This window comes from Agrobacterium sp. NPDC090283 (assembly GCF_044769685.1).
Lineage (GTDB): Bacteria > Pseudomonadota > Alphaproteobacteria > Rhizobiales > Rhizobiaceae > Agrobacterium.
In genome coordinates this window covers 17,947-34,627 of the sequence record NZ_JBIVYG010000024.1, presented here as the reverse complement: position 1 = coordinate 34,627, position 16,681 = coordinate 17,947, and the positions used below count along the sequence as shown (strand labels likewise).

17 protein-coding genes are annotated in these 16,681 nt (G+C 60.5%); 7 read left to right on the top strand and 10 right to left on the bottom strand.

The window, feature by feature from the left end; genetic code table 11:
• Positions 1-198: 198 nt before the first annotated feature.
• From ACIQUH_RS25095 to ACIQUH_RS25075, 5 genes are read right to left on the bottom strand one after another with little or no spacing between them, the layout of a single operon-like run.
• Complete coding sequence (locus ACIQUH_RS25095) at positions 199-573, bottom strand: DUF305 domain-containing protein (protein ID WP_400820271.1); 375 nt, start codon at positions 571-573, stop codon at positions 199-201.
• Between the two features lie 57 nt (positions 574-630).
• A complete protein-coding gene (locus tag ACIQUH_RS25090) occupies positions 631-1,029 on the bottom strand; it encodes a hypothetical protein (RefSeq protein ID WP_400820269.1) in 399 nt (132 codons plus the stop codon).
• Positions 1,030-1,070: 41 nt separating this feature from the next.
• A complete protein-coding gene (locus tag ACIQUH_RS25085) occupies positions 1,071-1,835 on the bottom strand; it encodes a hypothetical protein (protein WP_400820266.1) in 765 nt (254 codons plus the stop codon).
• Positions 1,836-1,841: 6 nt separating this feature from the next.
• The gene (locus ACIQUH_RS25080; RefSeq protein ID WP_400820263.1) at positions 1,842-2,111 is read right to left on the bottom strand and encodes a type II toxin-antitoxin system RelE/ParE family toxin; all 270 of its coding nucleotides are present in this window, start codon (positions 2,109-2,111) and stop codon (positions 1,842-1,844) included.
• Positions 2,095-2,328: a DUF6290 family protein gene (locus tag ACIQUH_RS25075; protein ID WP_149743651.1), complete on the bottom strand. Its 234-nt coding sequence runs from the start codon at positions 2,326-2,328 to the stop codon at positions 2,095-2,097. The genes ACIQUH_RS25080 and ACIQUH_RS25075 overlap by 17 nt, the downstream gene beginning before the upstream one ends.
• A gap of 156 nt (positions 2,329-2,484) precedes the next feature.
• Between ACIQUH_RS25075 and hisS the strand changes: the two genes are divergently transcribed.
• The 3 genes from hisS to hisG are packed head-to-tail and all read left to right on the top strand — an operon-like array spanning position 2,485 to position 5,882.
• A complete protein-coding gene (gene hisS / locus ACIQUH_RS25070; RefSeq protein WP_400820260.1) occupies positions 2,485-4,056 on the top strand; it encodes a histidine--tRNA ligase in 1,572 nt (523 codons plus the stop codon).
• A 9-nt stretch (positions 4,057-4,065) separates the two neighbouring features.
• A complete protein-coding gene (locus ACIQUH_RS25065) occupies positions 4,066-5,193 on the top strand; it encodes an ATP phosphoribosyltransferase regulatory subunit (protein WP_400820257.1) in 1,128 nt (375 codons plus the stop codon).
• Positions 5,190-5,882, top strand: coding sequence for an ATP phosphoribosyltransferase (gene hisG, locus ACIQUH_RS25060; RefSeq protein WP_400820255.1), 693 nt, complete (start codon positions 5,190-5,192; stop codon positions 5,880-5,882). The genes ACIQUH_RS25065 and hisG overlap by 4 nt, the downstream gene beginning before the upstream one ends.
• 64 nt (positions 5,883-5,946) lie before the next feature.
• Here the strand turns inward: hisG and ACIQUH_RS25055 are convergent, their stop codons facing one another.
• From ACIQUH_RS25055 to groES, 4 genes are all read right to left on the bottom strand, one after another.
• Entirely contained in the window at positions 5,947-6,393 is a 447-nt protein-coding gene (locus tag ACIQUH_RS25055) for a DoxX family protein (protein ID WP_400820253.1), read from the bottom strand.
• Positions 6,394-6,548: 155 nt separating this feature from the next.
• Entirely contained in the window at positions 6,549-6,983 is a 435-nt protein-coding gene (locus ACIQUH_RS25050) for a hypothetical protein (RefSeq protein ID WP_400820251.1), read from the bottom strand.
• Positions 6,984-7,653: 670 nt separating this feature from the next.
• On the bottom strand, positions 7,654-9,288 hold the full coding sequence (groL, locus tag ACIQUH_RS25045; protein WP_063947704.1) for a chaperonin GroEL: 1,635 nt from the start codon (positions 9,286-9,288) through the stop codon (positions 7,654-7,656).
• A 74-nt stretch (positions 9,289-9,362) separates the two neighbouring features.
• Complete coding sequence (gene groES / locus ACIQUH_RS25040) at positions 9,363-9,659, bottom strand: co-chaperone GroES (RefSeq protein ID WP_004440196.1); 297 nt, start codon at positions 9,657-9,659, stop codon at positions 9,363-9,365.
• 506 nt (positions 9,660-10,165) lie between these two features.
• On the opposite strand from groES, the gene ACIQUH_RS25035 reads away from it, so the two are divergent.
• The 4 genes from ACIQUH_RS25035 (at position 10,166) to ACIQUH_RS25020 (ending at position 16,123) form a co-directional block, all read left to right on the top strand.
• Positions 10,166-11,014, top strand: a complete 849-nt coding sequence (locus ACIQUH_RS25035; RefSeq protein ID WP_400820248.1) for a TIGR01459 family HAD-type hydrolase — start codon at positions 10,166-10,168, stop codon at positions 11,012-11,014.
• Positions 11,015-11,061: 47 nt separating this feature from the next.
• Positions 11,062-12,042: a bifunctional riboflavin kinase/FAD synthetase gene (locus ACIQUH_RS25030; RefSeq protein WP_400820245.1), complete on the top strand. Its 981-nt coding sequence runs from the start codon at positions 11,062-11,064 to the stop codon at positions 12,040-12,042.
• 280 nt (positions 12,043-12,322) lie between these two features.
• Positions 12,323-15,277: an isoleucine--tRNA ligase gene (ileS, locus tag ACIQUH_RS25025; RefSeq protein ID WP_400820243.1), complete on the top strand. Its 2,955-nt coding sequence runs from the start codon at positions 12,323-12,325 to the stop codon at positions 15,275-15,277.
• A 201-nt stretch (positions 15,278-15,478) separates the two neighbouring features.
• A complete protein-coding gene (locus ACIQUH_RS25020) occupies positions 15,479-16,123 on the top strand; it encodes a hypothetical protein (protein ID WP_400820241.1) in 645 nt (214 codons plus the stop codon).
• A gap of 48 nt (positions 16,124-16,171) precedes the next feature.
• Here ACIQUH_RS25020 and ACIQUH_RS25015 read toward each other — a convergent pair whose 3' ends face one another.
• Complete coding sequence (locus ACIQUH_RS25015; protein WP_400820239.1) at positions 16,172-16,630, bottom strand: nucleoside deaminase; 459 nt, start codon at positions 16,628-16,630, stop codon at positions 16,172-16,174.
• Between the last annotated feature and the right edge of the window lie 51 nt (positions 16,631-16,681).

Sequence of the window (16,681 nt, the reverse complement as noted above, 5' to 3'; positions counted from 1 at the left end):
ACGTTGCCATTGGAAGGCAAGGTCGCCGCTTGTTTCTTCTCCCCGCCGGGGAGAAGTCCGCGGCAGCGGGATGAGGGGGCAACGGTAGAGATACACCGAGAGCTCGCCCCCTCATCCGACCCTTCGGGCCACCTTCTCCCCGGCGGGGAGAAGAAAAGGGGAGCACCACAGCTGGCGTTCCGCCTTCGTCAGCATTAATCACTTGCCCTTGGACTTCAGCCAGGCCTTCATCATGGCGATCTCGCCTTCCTGCGCCTTGATGACCTCTTCGGCCAGCTTGCGGATTTCCGGGTCCTTGCCATATTCGAGCTGGACCTTGGCCATATCGATTGCACCCTGGTGATGCGGGATCATGCCGCGCACGAAATCGACATCGGCATCGCCGCTATAATCGATGGCCATATCGCCATGCATCTTCTTGCTGGCGTCCATGAAGGCCTTGGTGGATGCGGTTTCGGCTGCTGCGCTCTTGGACATGTCGTGTCCGGCATGGCCACCCGCTTCCTGTGCGAAAAGCGGCATGGCGAAGACGGTTGCGAAGGCGGCGGCCAGCGTGATGGTCTTGATAGACATGGATTATCCTTCCTGTGTCTGACGGATTTTTCGATGATGGGTCTGAAAAATCTGGGCTCAGGCACGGGGAGGTGGCAGCGGCGGTGCGAAAGCCTTGCCGTCAAAGACGATGCCGCGCTGCGGCTTCGGATAGGCGAAAGCCATCCCGCCGCTATCGGTGAAGATGGTTCGCGGAACCACGATCAGGCAGGCGGCGCAGGAACCGGGATGTGTGGCATCGCCACCATGCGGGCAGCAACCGCCCGTGCCCGCCTTATGAGCCCCATTCTCCGCATGTGCTTGCGACCCTTCGTCCCGATCAGCGGCTGGATGCGAATGGGCGCCTTCATGCTTCATCGGCGGCTGCGAGGACGCTGCCATGCCCGTGGCTGTTGGCATGCTCATCGCCATCTGCGTCGGCATTGCGCCATATAGCAGGCAGGCAAGGAACATCAATGTGCGGACCACCTGGGACATGGTGTGAATTTACCGCTGGAATTATGGAATAAGCATGACGATCAGGTGAGTTCGCGCGCAATGACGTGGTGTACGATACGGTAATCCCTGCTTTCCTCGCCAAACGGGGCGAGCGGCCATTCCCATGCGGCGGCGGGCGCAGGAGGCTTGACGCCATGCAGCAGGTCTTCGTGCTGCAGCAGCTTGCCATCCTTGCCGATGACGTCGAAAGAGGTATCCGTTATCAGGCAGGCCTTGCAGGGCAGGCCAGCCAGTGCTTCCAGATGGATGTGCATGAGCTTCGGCAAAAGATCGTCCGGGGCATCTGCGATTTTTTCCCGCTCCAGCCGGTGGCGTGCGCCGGTACCGATCTGCGATAGCAGATTGGCCGAGACCACAAGATCGAGATAGGGCACCCGCCGCAGGAAATCGAGCGGTTCCGCCGGCCGGCCGGCGAGAACGTCGTCGAAGCCGGAAAGATCGCGATTGGCGATGCGGACGTTCTTTTTGGCATTGAGGCGCAGCTTCGCCTGCACGCTGGCGAGATGCACCAGATCGATCAGCACGACGGTATCGAACATCGCTACCAGCGCATCATGGGGCACGTCGCGCAAAAGCCCGGACCCCAGCACCACCGCCGTTCGTCGTTGCTTCAGCTTTCTGGCCGATTGCAGAACGAATTGCCGGCTGTTGTCCTCATGCTCCGCCCATGCCCCGGCGCAGCGATTGGCGCGCGCCCAAAGGTTGACGGAATAGCGGATATGCGGCCGGAATTCTTTCGGCGTGACCGCGCGTGTGGCGGCATATTGCAGGGCTTCGAGGATCATGAATGCCTATCGGTAAATATCGCGGCGATGGCCGATTTCGACCACCAGAACGACCAGCTTGTGGTCCTGTATATCGCAGATGATGCGGTAATCGCCCACCCGGTAGCGCCAGAAATTTCCAAGCTCGGAGCCCTGCAGGGCGGCGCCGGTTTTGCGGGGATTGTCATCCCTGGCGATCCGGTCCGCCAGAAAGGAAATGATGCGATTGGCATCGCTCTTTGCCAGCTTGCCCAGTTGTTTGACGGCAGCCCGTTGGAATTCAATTTTCCAGGTCAAGATCACGCATCACTTCTTCCAGAGCATAGGTGCGTTCTTTATTGGCGATACGCTGCCGCGTCGCCTCCTCGGCAAGATAGAGATCCTCCATATCCTCGATATGTTTCTCGATCGCCTCGCGGATATAAAAAGCCGATGTGCGGCCGGTGCGCTCGGAAAGCGCCTTCAGCCGTTGATAGGTCTCGTCCGGCAGGCGAATGGCCGTCTGTTTGCTCATGGGTCGCGTCCTTCCGGGTATAAATGGGATACACGTATCCCATATAGCACCGTCCGGTCCAGCGAGCCAGCAAAAGCAGAGGCTTTGCGGCTTGCCGCACCGGGCTTCATCCTCTAATACACCCGCATAATTTCAGGAAAATATCGGATCGGCCCCATGAGCGAAAAAGCAAAAAAGCCTCAGAAACTGAAAGCCCGCCTGCCGCGCGGCTTCGTGGATCGCTCGGTTGCCGATATTCACGCCACCAACGAGATGATCGAGAAGATCCGCAAGGTCTACGAGCTTTACGGCTTCGATCCGGTTGAGACCCCCCTGTTCGAATATACCGACGCGCTCGGCAAGTTCCTGCCCGACAGCGATCGCCCCAATGAGGGTGTGTTCTCGCTGCAGGATGATGACGAGCAATGGATGAGCCTGCGCTACGATCTCACCGCGCCGCTCGCCCGCCATGTCGCGGAAAACTTCAACGAAATCCAGCTGCCCTATCGCACCTATCGCGCCGGTTACGTGTTCCGCAATGAAAAGCCCGGCCCCGGCCGCTTCCGGCAGTTCATGCAGTTCGATGCCGATACGGTGGGTGCCGCCGGCGTGCAGGCCGATGCCGAAATGTGCATGATGATGGCCGATACGCTGGAAGCGCTCGGCATCAAGCGCGGCGACTATGTCATCCGTGTCAATAACCGCAAGGTGCTGGATGGCGTGATGGAAGCCATCGGCCTCGGCGGCGAGGACAATGCCGGTCGTCGCCTGAATGTTCTGCGCGCCATCGACAAGCTCGACAAGTTCGGTCCTGAAGGGGTGAAGCTGCTGCTCGGCCCCGGCCGCAAGGATGAGTCCGGTGATTTCACCAAGGGTGCGGGTCTTGGCGAAGAGCAGATCGAAAAGGTTCTGTTTTTTGTCGGCATCAGGGACTATGCGGCAAGCGCCGATGATCTTGCGAAACTGGTCGCCGGCACCTCCAAAGGCGAGGAAGGCGTCGATGAGCTGAACACCATCGGCGCTCTGGTCACCAGTGCCGGTTACGATGCGACGCGCATCAAGATCGACCCCTCGGTCGTTCGCGGCCTCGAATATTACACCGGCCCGGTCTACGAGGCCGAGCTGACCTTCGACGTCACCAATGAAAAGGGCGAAAAGGTCGTGTTCGGCTCGGTCGGCGGTGGCGGCCGTTATGATGGCCTCGTTTCGCGCTTCATGGGCCAGCCGGTGCCGGCCACGGGCTTCTCCATCGGCGTTTCGCGCCTGATGACGGCGTTGAAGAACCTCGGCAAGCTCGGTCAGGTCAAGCCGCTTGCTCCCGTTCTCATCACCGTCATGGACGGTGATGTGGAAAGCATGGGTCGTTACCAGCGCTTCACCCAGGCGCTGCGCGCCGAAGGCATCCGCGCCGAAATGTACCAGGGCAACTGGAAGAAATTCGGCAATCAGCTGAAATATGCCGACCGCCTCGGCTCCCCCATCGCCATCATCCAGGGCGGTGACGAGCGCGCCGAAGGTGTCGTGCAGATCAAGGACCTGATCGAGGGCAAGCGTCTCTCCGGCGAGATCGAGGACAATGCCAGCTGGCGCGAGGCGCGTGTGGCGCAGGTCACCGTGCTGGAGGCCGATCTGGTGGCGAAGGTCTGCGAGATTCTGGAGCATCAGGCAGAGGACGTTCGCCGCGCCGCCGGAAATTACGAACGCCCCTACGATCCCACGCAAAGCGGTGATCGTGATGATAATATCTGAGGGTTGACGATGCCCCTGATCGACATGCCGGAATTTGCCGGAGAGCTACTGGAAGAATTCGCCGCGCGCCGCACGAGCCGTGTGAACACGCCCGTCATCCAGCCCGCCGAACCCTTTCTGGATATGGCCGGCGAAGATCTGCGCCGCCGTATCTTCATGACGGAAAGCGAGACGGGGACAAGCCTCTGCCTGCGCCCCGAATTCACCATTCCCGTCTGTTTGCGCCATATCGAGACGGCGACAGGCACGCCGAAACGTTATTCCTATCTCGGTGAAGTCTTCCGCCAGCGGCGGGAGGGCGCGAGCGAATTTTACCAGGCTGGCATCGAGGATCTCGGCGATACCGATATCGCCGCCGCCGATGCCCGTGCCGTCATCGACGCCACAGCGATCCTGAAGCGCCTGCTGCCCGGCCGCTCGCTTTCGGTCACGCTGGGTGACCAGCAGGTGTTCGAGGCCGTCGTCGCAGCGCTTGGCTTGCCGCTCGGCTGGCAGAAGCGGCTGGTGCAGGCTTTCGGCGATATGGCGCAGCTCGACGCGCTGCTGGAAAGCCTGGTGCATCCCAAGCCCATGACCGGCCTCGACGCGCGGGTCGCCGGCCTTCTGGCGACGGGCGACGAGGCGGTGCTGGTCGATTATCTCGATACGGTGATGCAGGAAACCGGCTATTCCACCAATGCCAGCCGCTCGCCGCAGGAAATCGCCCGTCGTCTCAGGGAAAAGCTCGCGCTTGCCGCCACCCGCCTGCCGGATGAGAGCTTTGCGCTGCTCAAGCAGTTCCTGGCCTTGAAGGCGCCGCTGCCAGAGGCTTCACAGGTTCTTGCCGACTTTGCCGCAAAGGCGAAGCTGAAGCTGGACGGCGCGCTTTCCGCCTTCGACAAGCGTGTCGCAGCCCTTGCCAATGCGGGCGTCGACCTCGAAACCGTCACCTACGGCGCCGCCTTCGGCCGTCCGCTCGATTATTATACCGGCCTTGTCTTCGAGGTTGTGGAAGCGGGCGCAGACAGCGTGCTGGCTGGCGGCGGCCGTTTCGACCGGCTGCTGACCCTGCTCGGCGCACAGGAAAAAATCCCGGCCGTGGGCTTCTCGCTCTGGCTGGATCGCATCGAAGCGGTGCGCGGGAGCGACAAGCCATGATCACCATTGCATTGCCCTCCAAGGGCCGGATGAAGGAAGATGCTTCCGCCGTTCTGGAACGCGCAGGGTTGAAGGTCGCGGCCGTCGGTAATGATCGCTCCTATCGCGGCCGTATCGAAGGGCGCGAGGATATCGAGATCGCCTATCTGTCGGCTTCCGAGATCGCCCGCGAGATCGGCGCCGGCACGGTGGATTTCGGCGTAACGGGTGAGGACCTTGTGCGCGAAGGGCTGACCAATGCCGATGCGCAGGTGGAATTCTGCGCCCGTCTCGGTTTCGGCCATGCGGACGTTGTGGTCGCCGTGCCGGAAATCTGGCTCGATGTGGACAGCATGGCCGATCTCGGCGACGTGGCCTCGGAATTCCGCGCCCGCCATGGCCGGAGACTGGCCATCGCCACCAAATATTGGCGGCTGACGCAGCAGTTCTTTTCGCGCCAGCACGGCATTCAGCTTTACCGCATCGTTGAGAGCCTTGGTGCCACCGAAGGTGCGCCGGCGGCGGGGCAGGCGGATATCATCGTCGATATCACCTCAACCGGCTCGACGCTGAAAGCCAACCACCTGAAAATCCTCTCCGATGGCATTATCGTCCGATCGGAAGCCTGCTTTGTCCGCGCCCGCAAGCCGGAACACGAAGGCGATGCGGCGGTTCAGGAAATCGCGTCGCGCATAAGGGCGGCGGTCTGACGATAGAAAACAAAAAAGCCGCCGGAGTGATCCGGCGGCTTTTTTTGTTGGTCAATTTGTTGGCTTATGCGTGGGCCACAGCCGCGCCGCGCCTGGCGTCGACGGAATAGGCGCCGGGGCCGAAGGCGGCAAGCAGGATGTAAGCGCCGGCAAGGGTGATGTTCTTCACCATCATGATGCCGTTCAGCGTGTTGATCCAGCCGAGAGCCGGCTCAGGCCAGCCGGGAACGGCAACGGTGCCGCTGTGGAAAACCAGACCGGTGAAGACGCAGAAGACGGCAAGCGCCCAGGCGGCGATTTTGGTCTGGAAACCAGCGAGAATGGCAAGACCGGCAACGAGTTCGAACAGGCCTGCGATATAGGCAAGTGCGGTTGCGGCAGGCAGGCCGGCGCCGGCGATCATGCCGGCCGTGCCGGCCGGATCGACAAGCTTGCTGAAGCCAGACGAGATGAAGATGAAGGAAAGCAGGATGCGGGCGATGAGAACGAGAACGTTCTGGCTGCTGGACATGGATATCTCCGGTAAATAATCGGCGTGTCGCCGGTTGAGCTGCGAGGCAAAGTCTGGAGATAGCAATGACTGAAAATCATTCCCTCATAAAGATGAACAATAGAAGACAAATTGTCTTCGCTTTGTGAACGATCATCGGTGCTGTCTGATGATGTCTAGGCGGCGAAGCGAATATCTTCCAAACGCGGAAACAGGAAAAGCCCGGTTATCTGCCCTTGCTGGCCGTCTTCGAAGCCGGCAGATTCACCCATGCAGATGACCGGCTGCCGCATTGCCGGCAAGATGGAGAGGCCGGTGGAAAAACAGAAGCGTGAGGGGGCGGTGGAGACCTGCTCGAAAAGTTCCAGCACGCGCGCATGGTCCGCGCGGTCGTAACAGCGGACAAGGCTCAGCAATCCGCACTCGCCCGGCGGCAGGCCGTGCATGAATGACGCGTGTTCGCCGAGCCGGATGACACCACTCGAAAGATCGCTGCTCCATTCCTCCGAAATGAAGAAATGCGACAGGGTCCGGGGATCGGGCGTGGCCGTCGCTGCCGCAGGTAAAGCATCGTTGCGTCTTGATATTTCGAACAAATCGCGCCCCCGCATGAACACGTGCCAGCGCCGCCATTTCAAGCGCCGCTGCCAGGTTGAACCTTTGCCGCCATCCGCAGTCGAACGTGTTTGACGAGCATCGAAACCCCTTCAATGCTCACCGTTCCGTCGCGGAACCCTTATGGGCGCTGACTTATAGTTTATTTTCCCCTACCTACAACAACCAGCCAGTGAGAAAATCAAAAATATTATGTATTTCCTCTTCAAAATCGCGAGGCGATGGAGAAATCACAACTAAATAGCGCACTTATAAGCCGGCCCGAGTGAAAATCGGCCCCGTACGGGGTGGTGATTCGCTCAGGGAATGTTCCATTATTGCATGGGGCGGGAAAAATAGCCGGATAAAATCATAAACGTCTCAAAACGGGACAATATTTTGAACAGATCGGTTTTCGCCTTCAGGATTATGCAACCTGTTGATTTCTTGAGGTATCTATCGCCAAAATGTCGATAAAATGCGTACCCTTCGTCAATCACGCATAGGCGGCAACAAAAAAAGGGCGATCCGAAGACCGCCCTTTCCTCATTCCAGTGACAGGACTGATTGGAAGTCCATGCCGCCCGTCTGGCGCGCTTGCGACACCGGGCCACTCGAAAGGCATGGGCGGCAAAGAAAAAGGGCGATCCGAAGACCGCCCTTTCCTCATTCCAGTGACAGGACTGATTAGAAGTCCATGCCGCCCATGCCGCCGCCCGGCATTGCCGGCATCGGAGCGTCCTTCTTCGGAAGCTCGGCGATCATGGCTTCGGTGGTGATCAGCAGCGAAGCAACCGAAGCTGCGTTCTGCAGAGCCGTGCGGACAACCTTGACCGGGTCGACGATGCCGAGCTGGATCAGGTCGCCATATTCGCCGGTCTGGGCGTTGTAGCCGTAGTTGTCTTCGTTCTTCTCGAGGATCTTGCCGACAACGATGGAAGCTTCGTCACCTGCGTTGTCTGCGATCTGGCGAACCAGAGCCTGCAGGGCGCGGCGGATGATGTTGATACCGGCTTCCTGATCGTCGTTTTCACCCTTTGCGGTGATCTTCGTGGACGAACGCAGCAGGGCAACGCCGCCGCCCGGTACGATGCCTTCCTGAACGGCAGCGCGCGTCGCGTTGAGAGCGTCGTCGATGCGGTCCTTCTTTTCCTTGACTTCGACTTCCGTCGAACCGCCAACGCGGATAACGGCAACGCCGCCAGCGAGCTTGGCAAGACGTTCCTGCAGCTTTTCGCGGTCGTAGTCGGAAGTGGTTTCTTCGATCTGGGCCTTGATCTGGGCAACGCGGCCTTCGATGTCGGACTTCTGGCCGGCGCCGTCAACGATCGTGGTGTTTTCCTTGGAGATCGAAACCTTCTTCGACTTGCCGAGCATGTCGAGGGTCACGTTTTCGAGCTTGATGCCGAGGTCTTCGGAAATGACGGTACCACCGGTCAGGATGGCGATGTCTTCCAGCATGGCCTTGCGGCGGTCGCCGAAGCCCGGAGCCTTGACGGCAGCGATCTTGAGGCCGCCACGCAGCTTGTTGACGACGAGCGTTGCAAGAGCTTCGCCTTCTACGTCTTCAGCGATGATGACGAGCGGCTTGCCGGTCTGAACGACAGCTTCGAGAACCGGCAGCATGGCCTGGAGGTTCGAGAGCTTCTTTTCGTGCAGAAGGATGTAGGCGTCTTCGAGGTCCGCAACCATCTTTTCCGGGTTGGTCACGAAGTAGGGCGACAGGTAGCCGCGGTCGAACTGCATGCCTTCGACGACTTCGAGTTCGGTTTCAGCGGTCTTGGCTTCTTCGACGGTGATGACGCCTTCGTTGCCGACCTTCTGCATTGCTTCAGCAATGTCGAGACCGATCTGACGCTCGCCGTTTGCGGAGATCGTGCCGACCTGCGCAACTTCTTCAGACGTGTTGATCTTCTTGGCCTTGGCCTGAAGGTCCTTGACAACTTCAGCAACGGCCAGATCGATGCCGCGCTTCAGGTCCATCGGGTTCATGCCGGCAGCAACTGCCTTGGAACCTTCGCGAACGATGGCCTGGGCCAGAACGGTCGCGGTGGTGGTGCCGTCACCGGCGATGTCGTTGGTCTTGGAGGCAACTTCGCGAACGAGCTGTGCGCCCATGTTCTCGAACTTGTCTTCCAGTTCGATTTCCTTGGCGACGGAAACGCCGTCCTTGGTGATGCGCGGAGCGCCGAAGGACTTGTCGATAACGACGTTACGACCCTTCGGGCCGAGGGTGACCTTTACTGCATCAGCAAGAACGTCGACGCCCTTGAGCATCTTTTCGCGCGCTGTGCGGCCGAATTTTACTTCTTTGGCTGCCATTTTCAAAACTCCTGGTTTCGAACGGCCGGACCGGGTCCGGCTTGAAATTTAAGGAAACGATGGGTCGGCCGAAATCAGCCGATGATGCCCATGATGTCGGCTTCCTTCATGATCAGAAGGTCTTCGCCGTTGAGCTTGACTTCGGTGCCCGACCACTTGCCGAACAGAACGCGATCGCCAACCTTGACGTCGAGAGCGACGACCTTGCCGGCCTCGTCACGTGCGCCGGAACCGACGGCGACGATTTCGCCTTCCTGCGGCTTTTCCTTGGCGGTATCGGGAATGATGATACCGCCCTTGGTCTTTTCTTCGGACTCAACGCGACGAACGACGACGCGATCGTGAAGCGGGCGGAAATTGGTGCTTGTCATTGCCTAATCCCTCGATCAAATGACTGCGCGAGCTTTTGGAACTCGCCTGATGGGTGTTAGCACTCGCGTTCATCGAGTGCCAGCGGAACCGAGATAAGGAGGGCTTCTGCCGGAGTCAAGAACGCCCTGTCTGAAAAATTTCATGGCTTATGGTTATCAGCGTTCCATGACAGAAATTTCCGAGGGGCGGGCGGATACGGCCAAACCAGGTGTGAGGGAAGTGACAGCATCAGAAAAGGTCGCTGCCGTCATCCTCGGGCTTGTCCCGAGGATCTATCCACATCGAATAAAATCAATAGGTTGCAGATCCTCGGGACAGGCCCGAGGATGACGTCGAAGGCGCCGTGACGTCAGTCAACAACGTGGGGCGCGATGAAGCCACATCTTTCGCGGCTCGTTATTTTCGGGCGGAGCGGAACGCACATCTGCACCGCTTTTTTCCTTGCCATCGGCGTCCCGCTTTGCGATGTGACGCTCACCCTCTTCTCGCAGCCGGAAAGCATCTCATGGCCCATCGCATTCTCACCCTCGGCGAAATCACTGATGGGTTCGACGTTATTCTTTCGGATGTCTGGGGCGTGCTGCACAATGGCGTCAGCGCCTTTCCGGATGCGTCGATTGCGCTGCACGAAGCGCGCAAGGCCGGCAGGACGGTGGTGCTCATCACCAATTCGCCGCGCCCCGCTCCCGGCGTCATCGCCCAGCTGCGCGTTCTCGGCGTGCCTGACGAGGCCTATGACCGGATCATCACATCCGGCGACGTCACCCGCGGCCTGATCGCGGAAGGCCCGAAAAAAGTCTTCCTGCTCGGCCCGGAGCGGGACATGCCGCTGCTTGACGGCCTCGATGTCGAGCGCGTCGGCGAGGCGGAAGCGCAATCCGTGGTCTGCACCGGCTTTTTTGACGACGAGACGGAAACGCCCGAGGATTATACCGAAATGCTCAAGGGCTTCATTGCCCGCAACGTGCCGATGATCTGCGCCAATCCCGATCTGGTGGTGGAGCGCGGCGAGCGCATCATTCCCTGCGCCGGCGCCATGGCCGCCTATTACGAACAGCTCGGCGGCGAAGTCCGCATTGCCGGCAAGCCGCATGCGCCGATCTATGAGGCCTGCCTTGCGGCGGCCAAAGAGGTACGCGGCGCTTTCGCCAAGGATCGCGTACTCGCCATCGGCGACGGCATGCCGACGGATGTGAAGGGCGCGATTGCGAGCGGTCTCAACCTTCTTTATATCAGCGGCGGCATTCACGCCGCCGAATATACGCTGAACGGCCAGACGGACGAGGCGCTTCTCAACGCCTATCTGAAGGGTCAGGGTGCTGCTCCCGGCTGGTGGATGCCCCGCCTTGCCTGAGGACATCTCGCCTGAGGAATAGCTGGCGCAGGAATGGATCGATTGCCATGACCGTCTTTCACCGCAATGAAAAAAAGGAGCCGCTGCCGGAAGCTCTTCGCGGCGGCGTCATCGCCATCGGCAATTTCGATGGCGTGCATCGCGGCCATCGCGCGGTTCTGGACCGTGCCCTGGAACTGGCGGAAGCCCGCGGCGTTCCCGCGCTGGTGCTGACCTTCGAGCCGCATCCCCGTTCCATCTTCCGTCCCGATACGCCGGTCTTTCGCCTCACGCCCGCGCCTTTGAAGGCGCGCATTCTCGAGGCCATCGGTTTCCGCTCCGTCATCGAATATCCCTTCGACCGGGAATTTTCGCAGCGCTCGGCCGAGGAATTCGTCCAGTCCATTCTGGTTGACTGGCTTCATGCCAGCGCTGTCGTCACCGGCTTCGATTTCCATTTCGGCAAGGGCCGCGAAGGCGGCCCGGCATTCCTGATGGAGGCCGGCAAACGCCACGGTTTTGACGTGACGCTGGTGGATGCCTTCCGCGACGAGGGCTCGGACGTCGTCTCTTCCAGCCGCATCCGCTCGCTTTTGTGCGAAGGCGATGTGGCGGGCGCCGCAGGCCTGCTCGGTTATCGCTTCACGGTGGAAAGCGAGGTCATCGGCGGCCAGAAGCTCGGTCGTACGCTGGGTTATCCCACCGCCAACATGGCGCTGGCGCCGGAGACGGAGTTGAAGGCCGGCATCTACGCCGTGCGGTTCCGCCGCCCGGACGGTTCGATCCGCGATGGCGTGGCAAGCTTCGGTTACCGCCCGACCGTCACCGAAAACGGCGCGGCGCTGCTCGAAACATTCGTCTTCGATTTTTCCGGCGATCTCTATGGCGAGGTCTGTTCGGTCTCTTTCTTCGGGCACCTGCGCGATGAACTGAAATTCGACGGTCTCGATCCGCTCGTCGCCCAGATCAGGCGCGATGAAGAAGAGGCGAGGGCGATGCTCGCGGGTGTGCGTCCGCTCAGCGAACTGGATGCGAGGATCGCGTTCTGACCGGGTAAGGCCGGTCAGCCCTTATTCCGGCCGGTAGTGCCGTCGCTTTTCTCTTCCTTTTTGCCGGAAAACCGCATAAACAACCGGCCATGTCCCAATACCGGTTGATGTTTAAAACTCAGATTGGCCGAATTATTGGCCCGGCCTTCCGCCCGCTCTGACGAGCCGGAAGGTCCGGGATTTTGGCGCTTGTCATGACTTTGGTCATGGCGCTTTCCGTATTTGCCCTCTTTGAAATTGAGACGGCGCGACCGACACGGCGCGCAACAACGGTACGATTATGAGCGACACCGCAGAAAAACTGGATTACTCCTCCACCCTCTATCTGCCGCAGACGGATTTTCCGATGCGCGCCGGCCTGCCGCAGAAGGAACCGGAAACGGTGAAGCGCTGGCAGGAAATGGGCCTTTACAAGCGCCTGCGCGCCTCCGCCGCCGGCCGCGAGAAATTCGTGCTGCATGACGGCCCGCCCTATGCCAACGGCAACATCCACATCGGCCACGCGCTGAACAAGATCCTGAAAGACGTCATCACCCGCTCGTTCCAGATGCGCGGTTACGATGCCAATTACGTGCCGGGCTGGGACTGCCACGGCCTGCCGATCGAATGGAAGATCGAGGAAAAATATCGCCAGAAGGGGATGAACAAGGACGACATCCCGGTCAACGAATTCCGCAAGGAATGCCGTGAATTCGCGAGCGGCTGGATCGCCATCCAGTCGGAGGAGTTCAAGCGCCTCGGCATCGAGGGCGACTTTGAAAACCCCTATACGACGATGAACTTCCACGCGGAAGCCCGCATCGCCGGCGAGTTGCTGAAGATCGCCCGCACCGGCCAGCTTTATCGCGGCTCGAAGCCCATCATGTGGTCGGTCGTCGAGCGTACGGCGCTGGCGGAAGCCGAAGTCGAATATGCCGATGTCGAGAGCGACATGATCTGGGTGAAATTCCCGGTCATCCCGACTTTTTATGACGCCCTTGTTCCTAGAGGCGGGAAGGTTCCGACTGTGGGGCCAGAAGTCGATTTTAACGGTGCGTCCATTGTCATCTGGACGACCACGCCGTGGACCATCCCTGGCAACCGCGCCATCGCATTTTCTTCGCGCGTTGAGTATGGCCTGTACGAAGTGGAAAGCGCACAGAACGATTTCGGTCCGCAGCCCGGCGAAAGGTTGATCTTCGCCAAGAAGCTCGCCGATGAGGCCGCAGCCAAGGCGAAGCTGACCTTCAAGCTCGTTCGCGACGTGAAAACCGAGGAACTGGCCGCCATCACCTGCGCCCATCCTTTGGCGTCGCTCGGCTATGACTTCCCGGTTCCGCTTCTCAATGGCGATCACGTCACCGACGATGCCGGTACGGGTTTCGTGCACACCGCGCCGAGCCATGGCCGTGAGGACTTTGACGTCTGGACCGCGCATCAGCGTGAGCTGGAAGCGCGCGGCGTTTCGTCGGCCATCCCGTTCCCGGTTGGCGATGACGGTTTCTACACCGAAGACGCCCCCGGTTTCGGCCCATCCGCCGAAGGCGGCGCTGCCCGCGTCATGGACGATAACGGCAAAAAGGGCGATGCCAACGACCGTGTCATCAAGGCGCTGATCGCTGCCAATAACCTGTTTGCCCGTGGCCGCCTGAAGCACAGCTATCCGCATAGCTGGCGCTCCAAGAAGCCGGTCATCTTCCGCAACACGCCGCAATGGTTCGTCTATATGGACAAGGAACTGGGCGACGGTACGACGCTGCGTTCGCGTTCGCTTGATGCCATCGATCAGACGCGCTTCGTCCCGGCTTCCGGCCAGAACCGCCTGCGCGCCATGATCGAAGGCCGGCCCGACTGGGTCCTGTCGCGCCAGCGCAGCTGGGGCGTGCCGATCGCCGTCTTCGCCGATGAGAAGGGCGAGGTTCTGGTCGATGAGGCCGTCAACGCCCGCATCCTCGAGGCCTTCGAGGCCGAAGGCGCGGATGCATGGTTTGCCGAAGGCGCCAAGGAACGTTTCCTCGGCAACGACCACGACCATGCCCGTTGGCAGCAGGTCATGGACATTCTCGACGTCTGGTTCGACAGCGGCTGCACCCACACCTTCACGCTGGAAGACCGCCCGGACATGAAATGGCCGGCGGATGTCTATCTCGAAGGCTCCGACCAGCATCGCGGCTGGTTCCACTCGTCGCTGCTGGAAAGCTGCGCGACGCGTGGGCGTGCGCCCTATAACGCCGTTGTCACCCATGGTTTCACCATGGATGAGAAGGGCGAGAAGATGTCGAAGTCCAAGGGCAACGTGGTTTCCCCGCAGGAAGTCATGAAGGACGCCGGTGCGGATATCCTGCGCCTGTGGGTCATGACGACGGACTATTGGGATGACCAGCGCCTCGGCAAGGCCATCATCCAGACCAATGTCGATGCCTATCGCAAGCTGCGCAACACCATCCGCTGGATGCTCGGCACCCTTGCCCATTACAAGGGCGAGGAGATCGCCTATGACGATTTGCCGGAGCTGGAAAAGCTGGTGCTGCACCGCCTCTCCGAACTGGATGGCGTCGTGCGCGAAGGTTATGACGGTTTCGAGTTCAAGAAGATCGCCCGCGCGCTGGTGGATTTCGCCAATGTCGAGCTTTCGGCCTTCTATTTCGACATCCGCAAGGACACGCTTTATTGCGACGCGCCGTCGTCGCTGAAGCGCCGGGCGGCCCTGTCGGTTATCGCCAAACTCTTCGATTGCCTCGTCTCGTGGCTGGCGCCGATGCTGCCCTTCACGACAGAGGAAGCGTGGCTGTCGCGTTATCCGGATGCGGAATCGGTGCATCTCGTCCAGTTCCTGGAAATCCCGGCGGAATGGAAAAACGATGCGCTGGAAGCGAAGTGGGAAAAAATCCGCAAGGTCCGCACCGTCGTCACCGGCGCGCTGGAAGTCGAGCGCCGTGAAAAGCGCATCGGTTCCTCGCTGGAAGCTGCTCCGGTCGTCCACATCGCCGATGCCGATCTGCTGGCGGCGCTGAAGGGTCAGGATTTCGCGGAAATCTGCATCACCTCGGCCATAACAGTGGTGGGTGATGAAGGCCCGGCCGATGGCTTCCGTTTGCCGGAGGTAGCAAAGGTTGTGGTCGAGCAGAAGCTGGCGGAAGGCGCAAAATGCGCCCGTTCCTGGCGCATCACCACCGATGTCGGCTCCGATCCGGCCTATCCGGAGGTTTCCGCCCGCGATGCGGCCGCGCTGCGCGAGCTTGCAGCCCTCGGATGATCCGAAGCTGCGCATCGTTCCTGTCGAAACCCGATTCCGGGTTTCGGGCCGATGCGCGATGAAAATGACCGGATGAATTGCGCTTTGCCTCTTCATCCGGTACACCTGCCTGAAAATGGCCGGATTTGCACGGCAATGCGGGCTGCCGCCTGCCGAAAGACGATGTCTGGCGAAGTGGGACGGACGGCTGGAAGGGTTTCAATGAAGACGATGCAGGGTAATGCGCAGGGTTTGGGCATGTTTCGCACGGTTGTTGGCGTCACGACGATAGGCGTGCTGCTCGGTGCCTGCACCAGCCCGACCTATGGTACAGGCAAGACGGCGGCTGAGCAGCTTGTCGACGATCTCGGCAATGCGACCTCGATCACCGGCAATGACCAGGAAAAGCGCAACCTGAAATACAGCCCGCGTCCGGGCCTCGTCGTTCCCGCCCAGACCCGGGCCGAACAGCTGGCCGAGCCGCAGCGGAACATGGCAAGCCGCGAAAACAATCCGCAATGGGTCGAATCGCCGGAAGAAACCCGCGAACGCCTGCGTGAAGAGGCGGATGCCAACAAGAACAACCCGCATTACCGCTCGCCGCTGCTTGCCGGCAACGGCACGGCCGGCCAGATGACCGAAAGTCAGAAATGGGAAGCCTTCCGCAAGGCGAAGGCCGATGCCCAGGGTGGTTCCGTCGTCAACGCCCAGCGCAAGTTCCTCACCGACCCGCCGGTTGAATATCGCAGCGTCCCGCAGGACCAGCTGACCGATCTCGGCGAGCCGGAGCAGAAGAAGGAAAAGCGCCGCAAGAAAGAAGCGGCCGTGGCAAACACCGGCAAGAGCTGGTGGAACCCCTTCCAGTAAACAAAGGGCTGATGGCCTGCGGGAAAAATTGGGCCTCCCGTCGGCCGCTCAATCGTCGAGACGTTTCTCGCGGAAAAATTGCCGCAGGATTTCAGCGCTTTCGCTTTCCGCCAGCCCGGAATAGACGTCCGGCGCATGGTGGCAGGTCGGCTGGCTGAAAAAGCGCACGCCATTATGCACCGCGCCGCCCTTCGGGTCTTCCGCGCCGTAATAGAGCCGGCGGATACGGGCGAATGAAATCGCCGCCGCGCACATGGTGCAGGGTTCCAGTGTCACGTAGAGATCGGCGCCGGGCAGGCGTTCCTGCTCCAGCGCTTCGCAGGCCATGCGGATCACGGCGATTTCGGCGTGAGCCGTCACATCGTTCAATTCACGGGTGCGGTTGCCGGAACGGGCGATGACGCGGCCGTCCAGAACCAGTACCGCGCCGATCGGAACCTCCTGCCGCTCAGCCGCGGCACGGGCTTCGACAAGCGCCAGTTCCATGAAATGCGTCCTTTCGGCCATTGCGTTTCAATTTCCTCTTAACCCTTGTGCTTGGACCTGATAGGACAGCCC

Bases quoted from the DNA above. Each gene is read 5' to 3' on its own strand.
- ACIQUH_RS25095 (WP_400820271.1), bottom strand. From the start codon at position 573: ATGTCTATCAAGACCATCACGCTGGCCGCCGCCTTCGCAACCGTCTTC.
- ACIQUH_RS25090 (WP_400820269.1), bottom strand. From the start codon at position 1,029: ATGTCCCAGGTGGTCCGCACATTGATGTTCCTTGCCTGCCTGCTATAT.
- ACIQUH_RS25020 (WP_400820241.1), top strand. From the start codon at position 15,479: ATGAAGACGATGCAGGGTAATGCGCAGGGTTTGGGCATGTTTCGCACG.
- groES (WP_004440196.1), bottom strand. From the start codon at position 9,659: ATGACAAGCACCAATTTCCGCCCGCTTCACGATCGCGTCGTCGTTCGT.
- ACIQUH_RS25055 (WP_400820253.1), bottom strand. From the start codon at position 6,393: ATGTCCAGCAGCCAGAACGTTCTCGTTCTCATCGCCCGCATCCTGCTT.
- groL (WP_063947704.1), bottom strand. From the start codon at position 9,288: ATGGCAGCCAAAGAAGTAAAATTCGGCCGCACAGCGCGCGAAAAGATG.
- hisG (WP_400820255.1), top strand. From the start codon at position 5,190: ATGATCACCATTGCATTGCCCTCCAAGGGCCGGATGAAGGAAGATGCT.
- ACIQUH_RS25075 (WP_149743651.1), bottom strand. From the start codon at position 2,328: ATGAGCAAACAGACGGCCATTCGCCTGCCGGACGAGACCTATCAACGG.
- hisS (WP_400820260.1), top strand. From the start codon at position 2,485: ATGAGCGAAAAAGCAAAAAAGCCTCAGAAACTGAAAGCCCGCCTGCCG.
- ACIQUH_RS25030 (WP_400820245.1), top strand. From the start codon at position 11,062: ATGACCGTCTTTCACCGCAATGAAAAAAAGGAGCCGCTGCCGGAAGCT.
- ACIQUH_RS25035 (WP_400820248.1), top strand. From the start codon at position 10,166: ATGGCCCATCGCATTCTCACCCTCGGCGAAATCACTGATGGGTTCGAC.
- ACIQUH_RS25065 (WP_400820257.1), top strand. From the start codon at position 4,066: ATGCCCCTGATCGACATGCCGGAATTTGCCGGAGAGCTACTGGAAGAA.
- ACIQUH_RS25085 (WP_400820266.1), bottom strand. From the start codon at position 1,835: ATGATCCTCGAAGCCCTGCAATATGCCGCCACACGCGCGGTCACGCCG.
- ileS (WP_400820243.1), top strand. From the start codon at position 12,323: ATGAGCGACACCGCAGAAAAACTGGATTACTCCTCCACCCTCTATCTG.
- ACIQUH_RS25015 (WP_400820239.1), bottom strand. From the start codon at position 16,630: ATGGCCGAAAGGACGCATTTCATGGAACTGGCGCTTGTCGAAGCCCGT.
- ACIQUH_RS25050 (WP_400820251.1), bottom strand. From the start codon at position 6,983: ATGCGGGGGCGCGATTTGTTCGAAATATCAAGACGCAACGATGCTTTA.